Source organism: Streptomyces caatingaensis, assembly GCF_001187435.1.
Classification (GTDB): Bacteria; Actinomycetota; Actinomycetes; order Streptomycetales; family Streptomycetaceae; genus Streptomyces; species Streptomyces caatingaensis.
In genome coordinates, this window is record NZ_LFXA01000011.1 from 1 (window position 1) to 16,512 (window position 16,512).

18 protein-coding genes and 1 pseudogene are annotated in these 16,512 nt (G+C 72.3%); 14 read left to right on the top strand and 5 right to left on the bottom strand.

What is annotated here, in order from left to right; all coding sequences use genetic code 11:
• Both AC230_RS17500 and mce read right to left on the bottom strand, forming a co-directional pair.
• Positions 1 to 1,287: pseudogene (locus AC230_RS17500) on the bottom strand (hypothetical protein); the annotation flags it as partial.
• Positions 1,288 to 1,456: 169 nt separating this feature from the next.
• Positions 1,457 to 1,897, bottom strand: a complete 441-nt coding sequence (gene mce / locus AC230_RS17505; RefSeq protein ID WP_049717215.1) for a methylmalonyl-CoA epimerase — start codon at positions 1,895 to 1,897, stop codon at positions 1,457 to 1,459.
• 145 nt (positions 1,898 to 2,042) lie between these two features.
• On the opposite strand from mce, the gene AC230_RS17510 reads away from it, so the two are divergent.
• Both AC230_RS17510 and meaB read left to right on the top strand, forming a co-directional pair.
• Positions 2,043 to 3,260 carry an acetyl-CoA C-acetyltransferase gene (locus AC230_RS17510; RefSeq protein ID WP_049717216.1) on the top strand — a complete coding sequence of 406 codons (1,218 nt, stop codon included), beginning with the start codon at positions 2,043 to 2,045 and terminating at the stop codon, positions 3,258 to 3,260.
• Between the two features lie 11 nt (positions 3,261 to 3,271).
• Positions 3,272 to 4,228, top strand: a complete 957-nt coding sequence (gene meaB / locus AC230_RS17515) for a methylmalonyl Co-A mutase-associated GTPase MeaB (protein WP_049717217.1) — start codon at positions 3,272 to 3,274, stop codon at positions 4,226 to 4,228.
• Positions 4,229 to 4,249: 21 nt separating this feature from the next.
• Here the strand turns inward: meaB and AC230_RS17520 are convergent, their stop codons facing one another.
• Both AC230_RS17520 and AC230_RS17525 read right to left on the bottom strand, forming a co-directional pair.
• Positions 4,250 to 4,558: an MTH1187 family thiamine-binding protein gene (locus AC230_RS17520; protein WP_049717218.1), complete on the bottom strand. Its 309-nt coding sequence runs from the start codon at positions 4,556 to 4,558 to the stop codon at positions 4,250 to 4,252.
• Positions 4,555 to 4,899 carry a DUF3817 domain-containing protein gene (locus AC230_RS17525; protein WP_049717219.1) on the bottom strand — a complete coding sequence of 115 codons (345 nt, stop codon included), beginning with the start codon at positions 4,897 to 4,899 and terminating at the stop codon, positions 4,555 to 4,557. Before AC230_RS17525 ends, AC230_RS17520 begins: the two co-directional genes overlap by 4 nt.
• Positions 4,900 to 5,000: 101 nt before the next feature.
• Here AC230_RS17525 and AC230_RS17530 point away from each other — a divergent pair, with 101 nt between their 5' ends.
• The 9 genes from AC230_RS17530 to AC230_RS17570 all read left to right on the top strand — a co-directional run bounded on the left by AC230_RS17530 (position 5,001) and on the right by AC230_RS17570 (position 12,819).
• Positions 5,001 to 5,687 (top strand): AIM24 family protein, encoded by a 687-nt coding sequence (locus AC230_RS17530; RefSeq protein WP_078871339.1) that lies wholly within the window; start codon positions 5,001 to 5,003, stop codon positions 5,685 to 5,687.
• Complete coding sequence (locus AC230_RS17535; RefSeq protein ID WP_049717221.1) at positions 5,687 to 6,337, top strand: AIM24 family protein; 651 nt, start codon at positions 5,687 to 5,689, stop codon at positions 6,335 to 6,337. The genes AC230_RS17530 and AC230_RS17535 overlap by 1 nt, the downstream gene beginning before the upstream one ends.
• Complete coding sequence (locus AC230_RS17540) at positions 6,334 to 7,110, top strand: AIM24 family protein (protein ID WP_049717222.1); 777 nt, start codon at positions 6,334 to 6,336, stop codon at positions 7,108 to 7,110. Before AC230_RS17535 ends, AC230_RS17540 begins: the two co-directional genes overlap by 4 nt.
• A gap of 102 nt (positions 7,111 to 7,212) precedes the next feature.
• Entirely contained in the window at positions 7,213 to 7,686 is a 474-nt protein-coding gene (locus AC230_RS17545) for a MarR family winged helix-turn-helix transcriptional regulator (protein WP_049717223.1), read from the top strand.
• A 163-nt stretch (positions 7,687 to 7,849) separates the two neighbouring features.
• Complete coding sequence (locus AC230_RS17550; RefSeq protein ID WP_078871340.1) at positions 7,850 to 8,470, top strand: MarR family winged helix-turn-helix transcriptional regulator; 621 nt, start codon at positions 7,850 to 7,852, stop codon at positions 8,468 to 8,470.
• Between the two features lie 55 nt (positions 8,471 to 8,525).
• The gene (locus AC230_RS17555; protein WP_049717224.1) at positions 8,526 to 8,864 is read left to right on the top strand and encodes a DUF3817 domain-containing protein; all 339 of its coding nucleotides are present in this window, start codon (positions 8,526 to 8,528) and stop codon (positions 8,862 to 8,864) included.
• Positions 8,865 to 8,984: 120 nt separating this feature from the next.
• Positions 8,985 to 10,685 (top strand): coenzyme B12-dependent isobutyryl-CoA mutase large subunit, encoded by a 1,701-nt coding sequence (locus AC230_RS17560; RefSeq protein WP_049717225.1) that lies wholly within the window; start codon positions 8,985 to 8,987, stop codon positions 10,683 to 10,685.
• Positions 10,686 to 10,769: 84 nt separating this feature from the next.
• Positions 10,770 to 11,912, top strand: a complete 1,143-nt coding sequence (locus tag AC230_RS17565; protein ID WP_049717226.1) for a serine hydrolase domain-containing protein — start codon at positions 10,770 to 10,772, stop codon at positions 11,910 to 11,912.
• Positions 11,913 to 11,943: 31 nt separating this feature from the next.
• Entirely contained in the window at positions 11,944 to 12,819 is an 876-nt protein-coding gene (locus tag AC230_RS17570; RefSeq protein WP_049717227.1) for an SAM-dependent methyltransferase, read from the top strand.
• Between the two features lie 21 nt (positions 12,820 to 12,840).
• Here the strand turns inward: AC230_RS17570 and AC230_RS17575 are convergent, their stop codons facing one another.
• Complete coding sequence (locus tag AC230_RS17575) at positions 12,841 to 13,491, bottom strand: TetR/AcrR family transcriptional regulator (protein ID WP_049717228.1); 651 nt, start codon at positions 13,489 to 13,491, stop codon at positions 12,841 to 12,843.
• Between the two features lie 215 nt (positions 13,492 to 13,706).
• Here AC230_RS17575 and AC230_RS17580 point away from each other — a divergent pair, with 215 nt between their 5' ends.
• From AC230_RS17580 to AC230_RS17590, 3 genes are all read left to right on the top strand, one after another.
• Entirely contained in the window at positions 13,707 to 14,672 is a 966-nt protein-coding gene (locus tag AC230_RS17580) for a tetratricopeptide repeat protein (RefSeq protein ID WP_049717229.1), read from the top strand.
• A gap of 562 nt (positions 14,673 to 15,234) precedes the next feature.
• On the top strand, positions 15,235 to 15,891 hold the full coding sequence (locus AC230_RS17585; RefSeq protein ID WP_049717230.1) for a DUF6230 family protein: 657 nt from the start codon (positions 15,235 to 15,237) through the stop codon (positions 15,889 to 15,891).
• 117 nt (positions 15,892 to 16,008) lie between these two features.
• Positions 16,009 to 16,512, top strand: a complete 504-nt coding sequence (locus AC230_RS17590; protein WP_049717231.1) for a DUF6114 domain-containing protein — start codon at positions 16,009 to 16,011, stop codon at positions 16,510 to 16,512.

The window sequence follows — 16,512 nt, forward strand, 5'->3', positions numbered from 1 at the left end:
TTGGTGTCGTCCTTCGCGCCGGCCTTGAGCTGCTCGGCGGACTCCTCCGCCTGCGCCCGCAGCCGCTCGGCCTCGGCCTCCGCCTCCGTGCGGATGCGCTCGGCCTCCTCGGCGGCGGCCTTCGTGGCGGCCCGGGCGTCCTCCGACGCCTTGGCCAGCATCTCCTCGGCGGCCCGGGCGGCCTTCGCGAGCTGGGCGGCGGAGTCCTCGGCTGCCTTGCTGCGGGCCTTCTCCGCGGTCTCGGCGACCAGCCGCTCGGCCTCGGCCGCCGCGTCGTCGCGCAGCTGCTGGGCCTCCGCCCGCAGGGCCTCGGCCTCCTTGGTCTTCTCGCCGACGACCCGGGCGATCTCCGCCCGCGTCGTGCGGGTGCGCTGGCTCGTTCTCCGCCTCGGCGGCGGCCAGCCGGCCGGCCGCGGTGCGCTCGGCCTCGGCGACGAGCTTCTCCGCCTCGGCGCGCGCCTCGCGCAGCGCCGTCTCGGCCTCCTGCATCCGCGCCTCGGCGGCCCGGGTCAGCTCGGCGGCGGCCGTCCGCGCCTGGTCGGACTCGGTGCCCGCCTCGGTGCGCAGCCGCTCGGCGTGGTCGGTGGCCTCCTGGGCCTGCTGGGACGCGGGCCGTCAGCAGCCGCTCGGCGTCCGTGCGCGCCCGGCGCAGGATCGCTTCGGCTTCGGCCGGGCCTCCTCGGCGGCGGCCGCCAGCCGGGTGCGGGCCTGCTCGGTCAGCCGCTGGGCCTCGGCGCGGGCGGCGCCGAGCGTCTGCTCGGTCTCGGCCCGGGTCTCCTCCATCAGCCGCCGGGCCTGCGCCTCGGTGCGCGAGCGCAGCTGCTCGGCCCAGGCCACGTTCTCGTTGACGTGCGACTCGACGGTCGCCCGGCGCTCGTTGAGCTCCTCGTCCAGCCGCTGGCGCCGGGCCACGGCCTCGGCGTGCAGCTCGGCCTCCATGCGGGCCTGCCGCTCGGCGTGCTCCTGGAGGAGGCGCTGGGTCTGGGCCCGGGCCTCGCGCAGCTCGCGCTCGGCGTCCGCGCGGAGCTGGTCGGCCTGGATCTGCGCGTTGCGCAGCAGCTGTTCGGCCTGGTAGTCGAGTCCGGCCGCGTCGTACGCGGGACGGTGGGCGAGGGCGCGGCGCGCCTCGTGGAGCTTGGCGCGCAACACCTCGACCTGGTAGCCGAGGTCGTCGGCGTGCTGGACCGCCTTCTCCCGCTCCTTCTTCAGCCGCTCCATCTCGGCCTCGAATTGCGAGAGGTGGTCGGTTTCAGCCCGCTGGCTGTCCTGGCGCTCGTAGCCCCGCACTGCGCGGTCCATCCGTCCCTGGTCGCGTCGGTGGCCGGCCCCGTGCGTGGTGGTGGAACCCGGAGCCCGCCCTTCCGAAGAAATGGTGTCAGATCATCGGCACAGCCTGGGCCGGGCCCCACCCGTACCCCGGCCGAACCTGCACTCTACCGGCCGGGGCGGGGGTGGGTCAGTGCTCCTCGGCCGGGCGGGGCGCGGAGGTGACCAGTTCCGTCAGCACCCCGTGACAGTCCTTGGGGTGCAGGAAGGTGATGCGCGATCCCATCGATCCGGTGCGCGGGGCGTCGTACAGCACGCGTACGCCCTTGTCCCGGATCGCCTCCGCGTCGCCGTCCACGTCGGCGGTGCCGAAGGCGATGTGGTGGACGCCCTCGCCGTTCTTCGCCAGCCACTTGCCGACCGGCGAGTCGTCGCGCAGGGGCTGGAGGAGCTGGAGGTAGGAGGCGCCCCCGTCCGAGGTTCCGTTGATCTTGAGCATGGCCTCGCGGACCCCCTGCTCCTCGTTGACCTCGGTGTGGAACACCTCGAAGCCGTAGGTGGCACGGTAGAACTCGACGGTGGCGTCGAGGTCGGTGCAGGCGATCCCGATGTGGTCGATACGCGTCAGCATGGGACCAGTGCACCGCCGCGCGGAGCCGTCACGCAACGTGCGCGCGATCACACCGACGGGCCGGTGACCGCGTGGGTACCGCTCAGTACATTGACGAAACCACCCTCGACACCGACGTCAACCCCCGCCCGAAGGAGCCCCGTCCATGTCTGGCACGAACGGTTCGACCGGCACCACCTCCGTGATCGTCGCGGGCGCGCGGACGCCCATGGGCCGTCTGCTGGGCTCGCTGCGGACGTTCTCCGCCGCGGACCTCGGCGGCCTGGCCATCAAGGCCGCGCTGGACCGGGCGGGCATCGGCGGCGACCAGGTGCAGTACGTGATCATGGGTCAGGTCCTCACGGCCGGCGCCGGGCAGATCCCCGCCCGCCAGGCGGCCGTCAAGGCCGGCATCCCGATGAGCGTCCCCGCCCTGACCGTCAACAAGGTCTGCCTGTCCGGCCTGGACGCCATCGCGCTGGCCGACCAGCTCATCCGCGCCGGGGAGTTCGACATCGTCGTCGCCGGCGGCCAGGAGTCGATGACCAACGCCCCGCACCTGCTGCCCAAGTCCCGCGAGGGCCACAAGTACGGTGCGATCGAGATGCTCGACGCGATGGCCCACGACGGGCTCACCGACCCCTTCGAGGGCATCGCCATGGGCGAGTCCACCGAGAAGCACAACACCCGCCTCGGCATCCGCCGTTCCGAGCAGGACGAGGTGGGCGCGCGCTCCCACCAGCGGGCCGCCGCCGCCCAGAAGAACGGCCTCTTCGACGCCGAGATCACCCCCGTCGAGATCCCGCAGCGCAAGGGCGAGCCCGTCGTCTTCAGCAAGGACGAGGGCGTCCGCCCCGACACCACCGTCGAGGGCCTGGCCAAGCTGCGGCCCGCCTTCGGCCGGGACGGCACCATCACCGCCGGCACCGCCTCGCAGATCTCCGACGGCGCCGCCGCCGTCGTCGTCATGAGCAAGGCCCGGGCCGAGGAGCTGGGCCTGCAGTGGATCGCCGAGATCGGCGCCCACGGCAACGTCGCCGGCCCCGACAACTCGCTGCAGTCCCAGCCGTCCAACGCGATCCTGCACGCGCTCGGCAAGGAGGGGCTCACCGTCGAAGACCTCGACCTGATCGAGATCAACGAGGCGTTCGCCGCCGTGGTGGTGCAGTCAATGAAGGATCTGGGAGTGTCCCCGGAAAAGCTGAACGTCAACGGCGGTGCCATCGCGCTCGGCCACCCGATCGGCATGTCCGGCGCCCGTACGGTGCTCCACCTCGCGCTGGAGCTCCGGCGCCGCGGCGGCGGGACGGGCGCGGCGGCCCTGTGCGGCGGCGGCGGCCAGGGCGACGCGCTGATCATCCGCGTCCCGGGCAACGGCAAGTAGGGGGAGCCGCCGTGGCGGACGTCACCACCCTGGTGGAACAGGCGCGGGCCGGCCGCCCGCGGGCCGTGGCCCGGCTGATCTCCCTGGTGGAGGGGGCGTCCCCGCGACTGCGCGAGGTGATGGCCGCGCTGGCGCCGCTCACCGGCGGCGCGTACGTCGTCGGCCTCACCGGCTCGCCGGGCGTCGGCAAGTCGACGTCCACCTCGGCGCTGGTCTCCGCCTACCGGCGGCGCGGCAAGCGGGTGGGGGTCCTCGCGGTGGACCCCTCCTCGCCGTTCTCCGGCGGCGCCCTCCTCGGCGACCGCGTCCGGATGTCCGACCACGCCTCCGACCCCGGCGTCTACATCCGCTCCATGGCCACCCGCGGCCACCTCGGCGGGCTCGCCTGGGCCGCCCCCCAGGCCATCCGCGTCCTGGACGCGGCCGGCTGCGACGTCGTCCTCGTCGAGACGGTCGGGGTCGGCCAGTCCGAGGTGGAGATCGCCTCGGAGGCGGACACGACGGTCGTGCTGCTGGCGCCGGGGATGGGCGACGGCATCCAGGCCGCCAAGGCCGGGATCCTGGAGATCGGCGACCTCTACGTCGTCAACAAGGCCGACCGCGACGGGGCGGCGGCGACGGCCCGCGAGCTGAACCACATGCTCGGCCTGGGCGAGGCCCGCGCGCCCGGCGACTGGCGTCCCCCGATCATCAAGACGGTCGCCGCGCGGGGGGAGGGCACGGACGAGGTCATCGACGCCCTGGAGAAGCACCGCGCCTGGATGGAGGAGCGGGGCGTCCTCGCCGAGCGCCGCACCGCGCGGGCCGCGCACGAGATCGAACGCCTCGCCGTGGCCGCGCTGCGCTCCCGCATCGCCGACCTGTCGGGCGACCGCCGGCTGGGCGCGCTGGCGGCGCGCGTCGTGTCCGGCTCCCTCGACCCGTACGCGGCCGCGGACGAACTCGTGGCCGGCCTCACCCAGGGATGAGCCCCCGCCCCGCCCTGTCCGTCAGCCCTGCCCGTCCCCGCCGCCGAGGTAGCGCTCGACCGTCTCGACCTTCCTGGTCAGCCCGTCGGTCACGCCCCGGCGGATGTCGGCCTTGAGGACGAGGGAGACCCGGCCGCAGCGGGCCTCCACCGCCTCGACGGCGCGCTTGACGACGTCCATGACCTCGTCCCACTCGCCCTCGACGGAGGTGAACATCGCGTCCGTGCGGTGGGGCAGCCCCGAGGCGCGGACGACGCGGACCGCCTCGGCGACGTACGCGCCGACGTCCTCGCCGGCGCCGATCGGTGTGATGGAGAAGGCGGCGATCACGCGTTGACCACACCCTCCTTGCGGGCGCGGGCGGCCATGACACTGGCCTCGGCCTCGCGGCGCAGCATGCGGTCGGCGAAGAAGCCGCCGGTCGGCAGGACGGAGAGGACGAAGTAGAGCGCGGCGGTCTTCGGGTTCCACTTGGTGCGGTTCCAGGCGTCGGCCCAGAAGAGCACGTAGATGACGAACAGAACGCCGTGGATCATGCCCATCGCCGGGACCGCGTTGAAGTCGGTGGTCCGCTTGAGGACCGAGCAGACGATCAGCAGCAGGAAGGAAACGGCCTCCGGGGCGGAGACCAGTCGGAGCCGGCGCAGGGCGGAGGCGGTCTTGAGGTCCACGGGGAAGCACACCTTTGCTCGGGAGGGCGGACGGACGGTCGAGACAGCTTGCGCGTACATTCACAAGTCGGACCATTGTCGCATCCGGCGGCCCTCGTGGAATGAGGGGCCTGTCACAGCGGCCGGGACGCTCGCTAACGTTCCGGTCCGTGGCACAGTTTCGGCTCCAGGGGAGCAAGGTCCTCGCCGTCGACATGACGGGCGACGCGGTCAAGGCCAAGAACGGGTCCATGGTCGCGTACGAGGGCGACATGACGTTCAAGAAGATGACGGGCGGCGGTGACGGCCTGCGCGGCATGGTCACCCGCCGCCTCACGGGGGAGCAGATGACCGTGATGGAGGTGAAGGGACACGGCACCTGCTACTTCGCGGACCGGGCCAGCGAGATCAACCTGGTGAGCCTCACCGGCGAGACGCTGTACGTCGAGGCGAGCAACCTGCTGTGCACGGAGGCGACACTGCGCACGGGCACCAGCTTCACCGGCCTGCGCGGCGCCTCGCAGGGCAACGGTCTGTTCACCACGACCGTGGAGGGCACGGGCCAGGCGGCGCTCCTCTCCGACGGCACGGCGATCGTGCTGCGGGTGACGCCGCAGACGCCGCTGTCCGTGGACCCGGGCGCGTACATCGCGCACACCGGCCGGCTCCGGCAGCACTTCCAGTCGGGGGTCAACTTCCGCACGTTCCTCGGCGAGGGGTCGGGCGAGGCGTTCCAGATCCGGTTCGAGGGCGACGGGCTGGTGTACGTGCAGCCGAGCGAGCGGACGACGTTCGGGGGTGACGTGTGATGGCGTTCCGGCTCCTCAACTCACGGCTGGTGCAGGCCCAGGTGGTCCCCGGGCAGCGGCTGTTCAGCCAGCGCGGCGCGATGATCGCGTACACGGGCGACGTGTCGTTCACGCCCAGCATCACCGGCGGGCAGGGCGGTGTGATGGGGATGATCGGCCGCCGCGTCGCGGGCGAGGCGACGCCGCTGATGACGGTGGAGGGCAACGGCTCGGTGATGTTCGGCCACGGCGGCCACCACGTGCACGTGATCGAACTCTCCGGCGAGACGCTCTACGTGGAGGCGGACCGGCTGCTGGCCTTCGACGGCTCCCTCCAGCAGGGCACGATGTTCATGGGGTCGCAGGGCGGCGTGATGGGCATGGTGCGGGGCCAGGTGACCGGACAGGGCCTCTTCACCACGACGCTCTCGGGTCACGGCGCGGTGGCGGTCATGGCCCACGGCGGCTTCATCGAGCTGCCGATCCACCCCGGGCGGCCGGTGCACGTGGACCCGCAGGCGTACGTCGCGCACCGCGGCGACGTCCGTAACAAGCTCTCGACGGCGCTCGGCTGGCGGGAGTTCGTCGGCCGCGGCTCGGGCGAGGCGTTCCAGCTGGAGCTGTCGGGCAACGGGACGGTGTACGTGCAGGCGTCGGAGGAGAAGCTGTGAACGGCCCGGTCATCCATGACGCGCAGACGCTGCCCGTCAACGACAACGTCAACCCCTACGCGTTCAGCGTGGACTTGAACGGCCAGTGGTTCCTGCAGAAGGGGAAGATGGTCGCCTACTTCGGGCAGATCGCCTTCCACGGCATCGGGCACGGTCCGCTGGACCGGATCATCCAGGCGAGCTTCCACTCGCCGCTGCACGCGCAGGACTGGGTGGTGGCCGAGGGGCACGGCAGGATGGTGCTCGCGGACCGGGCGTTCGACGTCAACTCCTACGACCTGGAGGAGGGCAACCTCACCGTTCGCTCGGGCAATCTGCTGGCGTTCGAGCCGTCGCTGGCGCTCAAGCAGTCGATCATTCCGGGGTTCGTGACGCTCATCGGGACCGGGAAGTTCGTGGCCGCGTCCAACGGTCCGGTGGTCTTCGCCGAGCCGCCGATCCGCGTGGACCCGCAGGCGCTGGTGGGCTGGGCGGACTGCCCGTCGCCCTGCCACCACTACGACCACCAGTACATGCGGGGCGTGCTGGGCGGGGTGCGGATGCTCACCGGGTTCGGCGGGGCGTCCGGCGAGGAGCACCAGTTCGAGTTCGTGGGGGCGGGGACGGTGCTGCTGCAGTCCAGCGAGCGGCTGATGGAGGAGCGGCCCACGGGGACGCCGCCGGACGAGGCCGGTGTCCCGCAGGGCGGGACGCCGTCAACGACTGCGAACCAGCCAAGTACACCGCGTCTCCCCGGCCAGCTCGGGGACCTCCAGCGCCGCTTCGGACTGTGAGCGGTACCCTGCGGAGTGTGACGTCGAACGCTTGACCTCTCGTTCCGGCTTCCTCCCCTCCCAATTGGTCCGCTTTTCAACATTCTTAGGTAGAATCTCTCTATGGACACCGAGAACGGCACACGCTGGCTCAGCGACGAGGAACAGCGCACCTGGCGGGCTCACCTGGACGTCAGCCGGCTGCTGATGCACCGGCTCGAACGGGACCTCCAGCCGTTCGGCCTGACCAACAACGACTACGAGATCCTGGTCAACCTGTCCGAGTCGGAGGACCACCGGATGCGGATGAGCGACCTCGCCGCGGCCACCCTCCAGTCCAAGAGCCGTCTCTCGCACCAGATCACCCGCATGGAGAACGCCGGGCTGGTCCGGCGGGAGAACTGCGAGTCGGACCGGCGGGGGCTGTTCGCCGTGCTGACCGAGCAGGGGTGGGAGACGATGCGGAAGGTCGCGCCGCACCATGTGGCGTCCGTGCGCGAGCACTTCATCGACCTGCTCTCGCCGGAGGGGCTGCGGGCGTTGCACGCCTCCCTGAAGCCGGTGGCCGACCATCTGCGCTCCGCGCGGGGGAAGTAGCCCCCTCGGCGCGGGGGGAGTGGCCCCCTCCGCGCCCCCTTACCGTCCCTCCGGCACTCCGCCCCGGCCCCGCGCGGCCGGGGCCCCGGGCACCCCCTGAAGCGCACGGTCCGGACTCCGAGACGGCCCCGAGCGCAACATCGCCTGGCGGTACGCTCATGACGTGCCCAAGCCCCTCAGCCTCCCCTTCGACCCCATCGCCCGCGCCGACGAGCTGTGGCGGCAGCGCTGGGGCGCCGTTCCCTCCATGGCCGCGATCACCTCGATCATGCGGGCGCAGCAGATCCTGCTCGGACAGGTGGACGCCGTCGTCAAGCCGTACGGGCTGACCTTCGCCCGCTACGAGGCGCTGGTCCTCCTCACCTTCTCCCGGGCCGGGGAGCTCCCGATGTCCAAGATCGGTGAGCGGCTGATGGTGCACCCCACCTCCGTCACCAACACCGTCGACCGCCTCGTCACGGCCGGCCTCGTCGACAAGCGCCCCAACCCCCGCGACGGCCGCGGCACCCTCGCGTCGATCACCGAGAAGGGCCGGGAGGTCGTGGACGCGGCCACCCGCGACCTGATGGCGATGGACTTCGGGCTGGGCGTCTACGACGCCGGGCAGTGCGGCGCGATCTTCGACATGCTGCGGCCCCTCCGCGTCGCGGCCGGCGATTTCACGGAATCCCCGGACGCCGCGGAATCCCCGGACGCCGCGGAATCCCCGGACGCCGCGGAATCCCCGGACGCCGCGGAATCCCCCGACGCCGCGGAATCCCCCGACGCCGGCGAAGAGGTGTAGCGCCCGCCCGGGGGTCGTCAAGATCCGCCCGGAACGTACCGCTACGCTCGACGTCATGAAGAAAGCCGTGCTGACCCGCTACCGCGCCCTCGCGTACATCACGGGTGTCCTCCTGCTCCTCCTGACGCTGGGCATGATCGCCAAGTACGGGCTGGGCATGGACGGTGTCGCAGGCCCCCTGCGCGTCGTCGCCATCGCCCATGGCTGGCTGTTCGTCGTGTACCTGGTCCTGGCTTTCGACATGGGCTCCAAGGCCAAGTGGTCGTTCGGCAAGCTCGCCTGGGTGCTGATCGCGGGCACGATCCCCACCGCGGCCTTCTTCGTCGAGCGCAAGGCCACCCGCGAGCTGGAGCCCCTCCTCGTGGACGGGGCCGCCGCCCCGGCGAAGGTCTGAGCCCTTCCGACACCGCCCCGGACGCCCCTTGTGTCCGGGGCGTTCTTGCGCGACCCTTTACTAGGACGTCCTAGTAAGTGGAGACCCACGCGGGAACGCGGAGAGGCGGACGGCACCACCATGGACGCAGCATCCATCGAGGCGGGCCGCGCCCGCTGGCAGGCCCGCTACGACGCGGCCCGCAAGCGCGAGGCGGACTTCGGCACGCTCTCGGGCGACCCGGTCGAGCCGGTCTACGGCCCCCGCCCCGGCGACACCTACGAGGGCTTCGAGCGGATCGGCTGGCCCGGCGAGTACCCCTTCACCCGCGGCCTGTACGCGACCGGCTACCGCGGCCGCACCTGGACCATCCGCCAGTTCGCCGGCTTCGGCAACGCCCGGCAGACCAACGAGCGCTACAAGATGATCCTGGCCAACGGCGGCGGCGGGCTGAGCGTCGCCTTCGACATGCCGACCCTGATGGGCCGGGACTCCGACGACCCCCGCTCCCTCGGCGAGGTCGGCCACTGCGGCGTGGCCGTCGACTCCGCCGCCGACATGGAGATCCTCTTCAAGGACATCCCGCTCGGCGACGTCACCACCTCCATGACGATCAGCGGCCCCGCCGTCCCCGTCTTCTGCATGTACCTCGTCGCCGCCGAACGCCAGGGCGTCGACACGTCCGTCCTCAACGGCACACTGCAGACGGACATCTTCAAGGAGTACATCGCGCAGAAGGAGTGGCTCTTCGGCCCCGAGCCCCATCTGCGCCTGATCGGCGACCTGATGGAGCACTGCGCGCGCGAGATCCCCGCGTACAAGCCCCTCTCCGTCTCCGGCTACCACATCCGCGAGGCGGGCGCGACGGCCGCGCAGGAGCTCGCCTACACCCTGGCCGACGGTTTCGGCTACGTCGAACTCGGCCTCTCCCGCGGCCTCGACGTCGACTCCTTCGCCCCCGGCCTCTCCTTCTTCTTCGACGCCCACGTCGACTTCTTCGAGGAGATCGCCAAGTTCCGCGCGGCGCGCCGCATCTGGGCCCGCTGGATGAAGGAGGTCTACGGCGCCCGGACCGACAGGGCGCAGTGGCTCCGCTTCCACACCCAGACCGCCGGCGTCTCGCTCACCGCCCAGCAGCCGTACAACAACGTCGTCCGCACCGCCGTCGAGGCCCTCGCCGCCGTCCTCGGCGGCACCAACTCCCTGCACACCAACGCCCTGGACGAGACCCTCGCCCTGCCCAGCGAGCAGGCCGCCGAGATCGCGCTGCGCACCCAGCAGGTGCTGATGGAGGAGACCGGCGTCGCCAACGTCGCGGATCCGCTGGGCGGTTCGTGGTACGTCGAGCAGCTCACCGACCGCATCGAGGCCGACGCCGAGAAGATCTTCGAGCAGATCAAGGAGCGCGGCCTCCGCGCCCACCCGGACGGGCGGCACCCCATCGGCCCCGTCACGTCCGGGATCCTGCGCGGCATCGAGGACGGCTGGTTCACCGGCGAGATCGCCGAGAGCGCCTTCCGCTACCAACGGGCCCTGGAGAAGGGCGACAAGAAGGTCGTCGGCGTCAACTGCCACACGGGCTCCGTCACCGGCGACCTGGAGATCCTGCGCGTCAGCCACGAGGTCGAGCGCGAGCAGGTCCGCGTCCTGGCCGGGCGCCGGGCGGCCCGGGACGACGCGGCGGTCGCCGCCGCCCTCGGCGGGATGCTCGCCGCCGCCCGCGACGGCTCCAACATGATCGCCCCCATGCTGGACGCGGTCCGCGCCGAGGCCACGCTGGGCGAGATCTGCGACGCGCTGCGGGGGGAGTGGGGCACGTACACGGAGCCGGCGGGCTTCTGAGCCGCCCCGGTAATTCGTTCGAGTGGCCCGGTCGTGGCGCATAGGGTGACCAGGCCATTCGTTCGGAACCAGGGGGAGCAGGACATGCAGTGCCACGGCCACGCCGACGAGGGGTACGGCGCAGTCGCCGACGCCTTCGCGCGCAACTTCGCCGGGACGACGGAGCTGGGCGCGGCCGTCACCGTCTTCGTCGGCGGCCGCAAGGTCGTCGACCTGTGGGGCGGTGTCGCGGACGAGCGCACGGGCCGGGCCTGGGAGGAGCACACGCCCGTCCCGGTCATGTCCGTCACCAAGGGCGTCGTCGCCCTCCTCGTCCACCTCCTCGCCCAGGAGGGCCGCCTCGACCTGGACGCGCCCGTGGCGCGCCACTGGCCGGAGTTCGCCCGCGAGGGCAAGGAGGGGATCACCACCCGCATGATCCTCGGCCACCGCGCGGGCCTGCCCGTCCTGGACGCCACCCCGTCCTTCGACGAGATCCTCGCCTGGACGCCCGTCGTCCGCGCCCTGGAGGAGCAGAAGCCGCTGTGGGAGCCGGGGACGGCGCACGAGTACCACGGCCACACCTACGGCTGGCTGGCCGGCGAGGTCATCCGCCGCGTCACCGGCCTGACGCCCGGCGCGTTCTTCCGCTCGGCGCTCGCCGACGCCCTGGGCCTCACCGCCTGGATCGGCGTCCCGGCGTCCGAACTCCCGGGCCTGGCCCGCCTCGCGGCCGACGGCCCCGCCCCGCAGCTCCCGCCGGACTCCCTCTTCGCCCGCATCCTGACGATGAACGGCGAGCTGGTCTTCCCGGGTGTGGACGACCCCCGTGGCTGGAACTCCCCGGCCCTGCTCACCGCCGAGATCCCCGGCACGGCAGGCGTCTCCACGGCCTGCGGCCTGGCGACGGCGTACGCGGCGGCGGTCACGGACGTCACCGGCACGGGCCGCCTGCTGTCGGAGGACACCGTGACCGACGCCCTCCGCGTCCAGTCCTCCGGCGTCTCCTGGTCCGGCTTCCCCGACCTGGGCGTCCGCTGGGGCAGCGGCTTCCACCTCGACTCGGCCCCCCAGGTCCCGATGCTCGGTCCCCGCAGCTTCGGCCACGACGGCGCCGGCGGCCATCTCGCCTTCGGCGACGACGAGTTCGGCGTCGGCTTCGGCTACGTCGCCAACCGCATGATCGGCGAGGGCGACGAGCGGGCGGGGCGTCTGGTGGCGGCGCTCAAGGGGTGTCTCGGCGGCTGACGGGCTGCTTCAATCGTTCCGGGAGGTGCTCATGAGCACGGAACGACAGTGGGACATCGTCTCGGGAGTCGGCATCACGGCCCTGGCGGTGGCGTCCGCCAGAGCCGTCGAGTCCAGTCGCCCCGACGCCCTGGCCAGGGATCCCTACGCGGGCCGCTTCGTCGAGGCGGCCCGCCCGCCGTATCCCCTGCCGGCCAGCGCCGCCGAGGCCGAGGGCCTCGAAGGGGCGGAGGGCTGGCCCGCGTTCGCCACGTACGCCGGTGTCCGCACCCGCGTCTTCGACGAGCACTTCGAGCGGGCGGCGGAGGCGGGGGTGACCCAGGCGGTCGTCATGGCCTCCGGGCTCGACACCCGGGCGTTCCGGCTGCGCTGGCCGGCGGACGCCGTCTGCTACGAGATCGACCAACCCCTCGTCCTCGGCTTCAAGTTGGACGTCCTGCGCGGGCACGGCGCGGCCCCGACCGTGCCCGTCCACCGCCCCGTCGGCGTCGACCTGCGACACGACTGGGCGGGCGCGCTGGAGGACGCGGGCTTCGACCGCTCCCGCCCCACCGCCTGGCTCGCCGAAGGGCTGCTGCCCTACCTCCCCCCGGAGGCCGAGGAGGCGCTGTTCGCGGAGATCCACCGGCTCTCGGCCCCCGGCAGCCTCCTCGCCGTGGAGTACTACCCCGACATGCGTGGCGCGCTCGACGGCGTCTCGGGCCGCTCGCGCGAGTGGGCCGCCCAGCTCGAAACCCTCATCCACACCGACGAACGCCCCACCCCCGGCGAGCGCCTGGCCGGGCTCTCCTGGCGGACGCGGGACGAGCCCATGGTCGACGTGGCCCGGCGCTACGGGCGGCCCCTCGAAGGACCGTCCCACGTCGCGGGCAGCGCCGTGTTCGCCTTCGCGGAACGCGTGTCCTGACCGACCGGCGCCACCCCTGCGTCACCGCCCCGGGAGCCCCGCCGCCGCCCCCGCCAGCCCCCCGATCAGCAGCGCCGTGAACCCCCGCGCCCACTCCCCGTCCACGGGCTCCGCGCTCACGAGGGTGCGGTGGACGACCGCGCCGGCGATCACGTCGAAGATCAGGTCCGCGGTGCGGGCGGCCGCGGCGGGCTCGTCCTCGCGGGGGAGTTCGCCGCGGGCCTGGGCGCGTTCGCGGCCGAGGAGGACGAGGCCCTTCTGGCGGTCGACTATGGCGGAGCGTATGCGTTCGCGGAGGGCCTCGTCGCGGGTGGACTCGGCGACCACCGCCATCAGGGCCGTTTTCGTCTCGGGGCGGTCGAGGAGGGCGGCGAAGCGGAGGACTACGCCCTCGATGTCGGCCTGGAGGCTGCCGCGGTCGGGGAGTTCGAGGTGTTCGTCGAAGAGGTCGGCGACGGCGTCGACGACGAGCGCGTTCTTGCCGGCCCAGCGGCGGTAGAGCGTGGTCTTGGCCACTCCGGCGCGCGCCGCGACGTCGCCCATGGTCAGCTTGGACCAGCCCAGCTCGACCAGGGCGGCCCGGGTCGCGTCCAGGATCGCGCGGTCGGCCGCGGCGCTGCGCGGCCGGCCGGTGCGTGCGCCGGAGGGGGAGCCGGGGGGTGGAGGGGTCATGGGCCGACCTTACCGCCGGGTAGTCAAGCCGGTATGAGGTAGATCACCGGGGGATCCGCCGAGGCCCCCTGCCGCCGCGCCCGCCCTTCCCGTTACGCTACGACCCGTAGCGAAAGAGGCCCGAGCGACGACCACGGGCGCCGGGTGGGGACCTGGCGTTGCCGATTCCGCTGCGTACTTTTCCGATCGCGCCGCGGAAGGGGGAGGATAGGACCATGCAGCCACGGAACATGTCCATGAGTGGAGTGGTCGACCTCGCCGCGGTGAAGGCGGCCGGGGAGGCCAAGCAGAAGGCCGAGCAGGCGCGGGCCGAGGCCGCGCGCCGCGGTGGCGCGCCGGCGGCCGGCGCCGGGCGCCTGGTCTTCGACGCAGACGAGACGAACTTCGAGGCGGACGTCCTCCAGCGCTCCGCCGAGGTGCCCGTCGTCATTCAGTTCTGGGCCGAATGGTGCGGGCCCTGCAAGCAGCTGATGCCGGTGCTGGAGGGGCTGGCCGCGCAGTACGCGGGCCGCTTCGTCCTGGCGAAGGTGGACATCGACAAGAACCCCTTGCTGATGCAGCAGTTCGGGGTGCAGTCGGTGCCGACCGTCTTCGCCGTCGTGGCGGGCCAGGCCCTGCCCCTGTTCCAGGGCGCCCAGCCCAAGGCCCAGGTGCAGCAGGTGCTGGACCAGCTCGTGCAGGTGGCGGAGGAGCGCTTCGGGATCGTCGGCGCGCCGGCGGAGGCCGGGGGCGAGGAGGCCGCCGCCGCTCCGGTTCCCGCCGGTCCGTACGACGCGGCGCTCGGCGCGGCCCACGAGGCGCTCGACAAGGGCGACCTGGGCGGTGCGATCCAGGCCTACAAGAACGTGCTCTCCGACGACCCGGCCAACCCGGAGGCGAAGCTCGGCCTGGCCCAGGCGGAGCTGCTCCAGCGGGTCCAGGGCATGGACGCGCAGCAGGTGCGCAAGGCCGCGGCCGAGGCGCCCGGCGACGTGCCGGCGCAGATCGCGGCGGCCGACCTGGATCTGGTCGGCGGGCATGTCGAGGACGCCTTCGGGCGGCTGATCGACGTCATCCGGCGGACCGCCGGTGACGACCGCGACGCGGCGCGCGTCCGGCTGCTGGAGCTCTTCGAGGTGATCGGCGCGGACGACCCGCGGGTCTCGGCGGCGCGCACGGCGCTGTCCCGTGCCCTGTTCTGACCCAGGGGAAACACCGGTCGCGCTATATCAAATCTTTATAAACGCGCCCGCCGTTACGGTGGGTAAGGGAAGCCCGGGTATTCGCCCGGGTTTTTCCCGTTGTTCACCCCCGGGTGAGGCGGGGGCCGGACACGTGCCGTGTCCGCCGGATGCGGGGGTGCCCCCTCCCGTTCACCTTTCGAATTACTCGCTAGTAATGAACCTCTTGTGCCCCGCTCCCGAATGCACCACGATCGGCGGCACCCGGTCCAGCACCGCGGCCCGGCATCCCGCCGGGGTCACGGGAGCTGGGTCCCCACCGGGCCGGCCGGCGGCCGTCCGCCGGCCGTGGGACAGGGGGGTCCCCGCCGCCAACGGCTGGGCCTGTCCCGGAGGTTGCGCACAGGCGTGGCCACGTGGTTGTCGCTCGGGGGTGATCGTCGGTGCACCGGTCGCGGCTAGGCGTCGGACGCCGTCGCGCGCCGCGGCGTTCCCCTTCCCGAGGACGTAGCACGTCTCCCACCCCGGACCGGGGCCGACACCGGCCCCTGCCCGGGGTGTACGTCCGAGAAGGAGGCAAGTCATGAAGTCCCAGGCACGCGGTGGGACCAGATGGAAGCGGTTCGCCGTCGTCATGGTCCCGAGCGTCGGCGCGGCGGCCGCGGTCACGATGGCGATCGCACAGGGCGCGCTGGCGGCGTCGTTCAGTGTTTCGGGTCAGCAGTTCCAGATCGAGGCCGGCGAGATGAGGGGCAAGGGCTTCGTCCAGTACGGATCCCTCGACCAGAACAAGCAGGGCGCCCACCCCGTCGTGGTCGTCGGTGTCCATGAGGCGACGATCAGCAACCTGTGCCAGTCGGTGTCCGTCCGCGTCCCGGTCATCAACAAGGACGTGTCGATGAAACTGCGGGCCGGACAGGGCCCGGATGAAGCGGACAAGGTCAAGGCGGGCAACCTCTACATCGACGCCGACATCCTCAACGCCAACGCCAAGTTCGAGGACATCGACATCGGCGTTCCGGTGGACAACGCCCCCAAGGGCCCCGGGCCGGCCAAGGGCGACCACTATGTCCCCGGCTCCTTCGCCCAGCAGGCCAAGAGCGTCGTCTTCACCAACGCCAAGCAGCAGGCATGGGCGACTTCGGCGGGCACCTTCGAGCTCAAGGGCCTGAAGATGGACATCAAGTTCGGGAAGAACGAGTGCTTCGACCCGAAGGTCCTGAAGAGGCCGGACGACTGACCGGACGGGCGTGGGGAGCGGGACGGTCCGTCCTCCGCGCCCGGACGGCAACTCCCGCCGGAACCGGCTGCCTTGAGCGTCCGAACCACCTTTCGTCAGCCCCGAGGAGCGTTACGCATGAGCGCCGACACGCGATCCCTGCCGTCAGGCTCAGGCTCATTTGGCCGCGCCCGCTGCGCCTTTCGCGGATGGCGGGGGAGGCGCCCGTTCTGGGGCGGGCTGTGGACCATCCTGGCGGGCATCCCGATCATGTACATCCCGTACCAGACCATGACCCTCGGCGACCTGCACATCCGCCTGGCCACGACGGCGGGCGCGGGCTCGCTGATCATAGGGGTGCTGCTCATCGTCCTCGGTCTGACCATGTGGTTCCAGCCGCAGTCGAGGGTCTTCGCGGGCGTCGCGACGATCCTGCTCGGGCTGGTCTCCCTGGTCGTCTCGAACTTCGGCGCCTTCATCATCGGGCTGTTGCTGGCGCTCGTCGGCGGCGGGCTGGGCGTGTCCTGGGCGCCCGGGAAGCCGGTCGAGGAGGAACCGGCGGACGAGCCGCCGGGCGCCGCCGACGACGGGCCCTCCGGCGCATCGGCCGCGCCCGGCGGTCCGTCCCTGCTGAAGGAATGA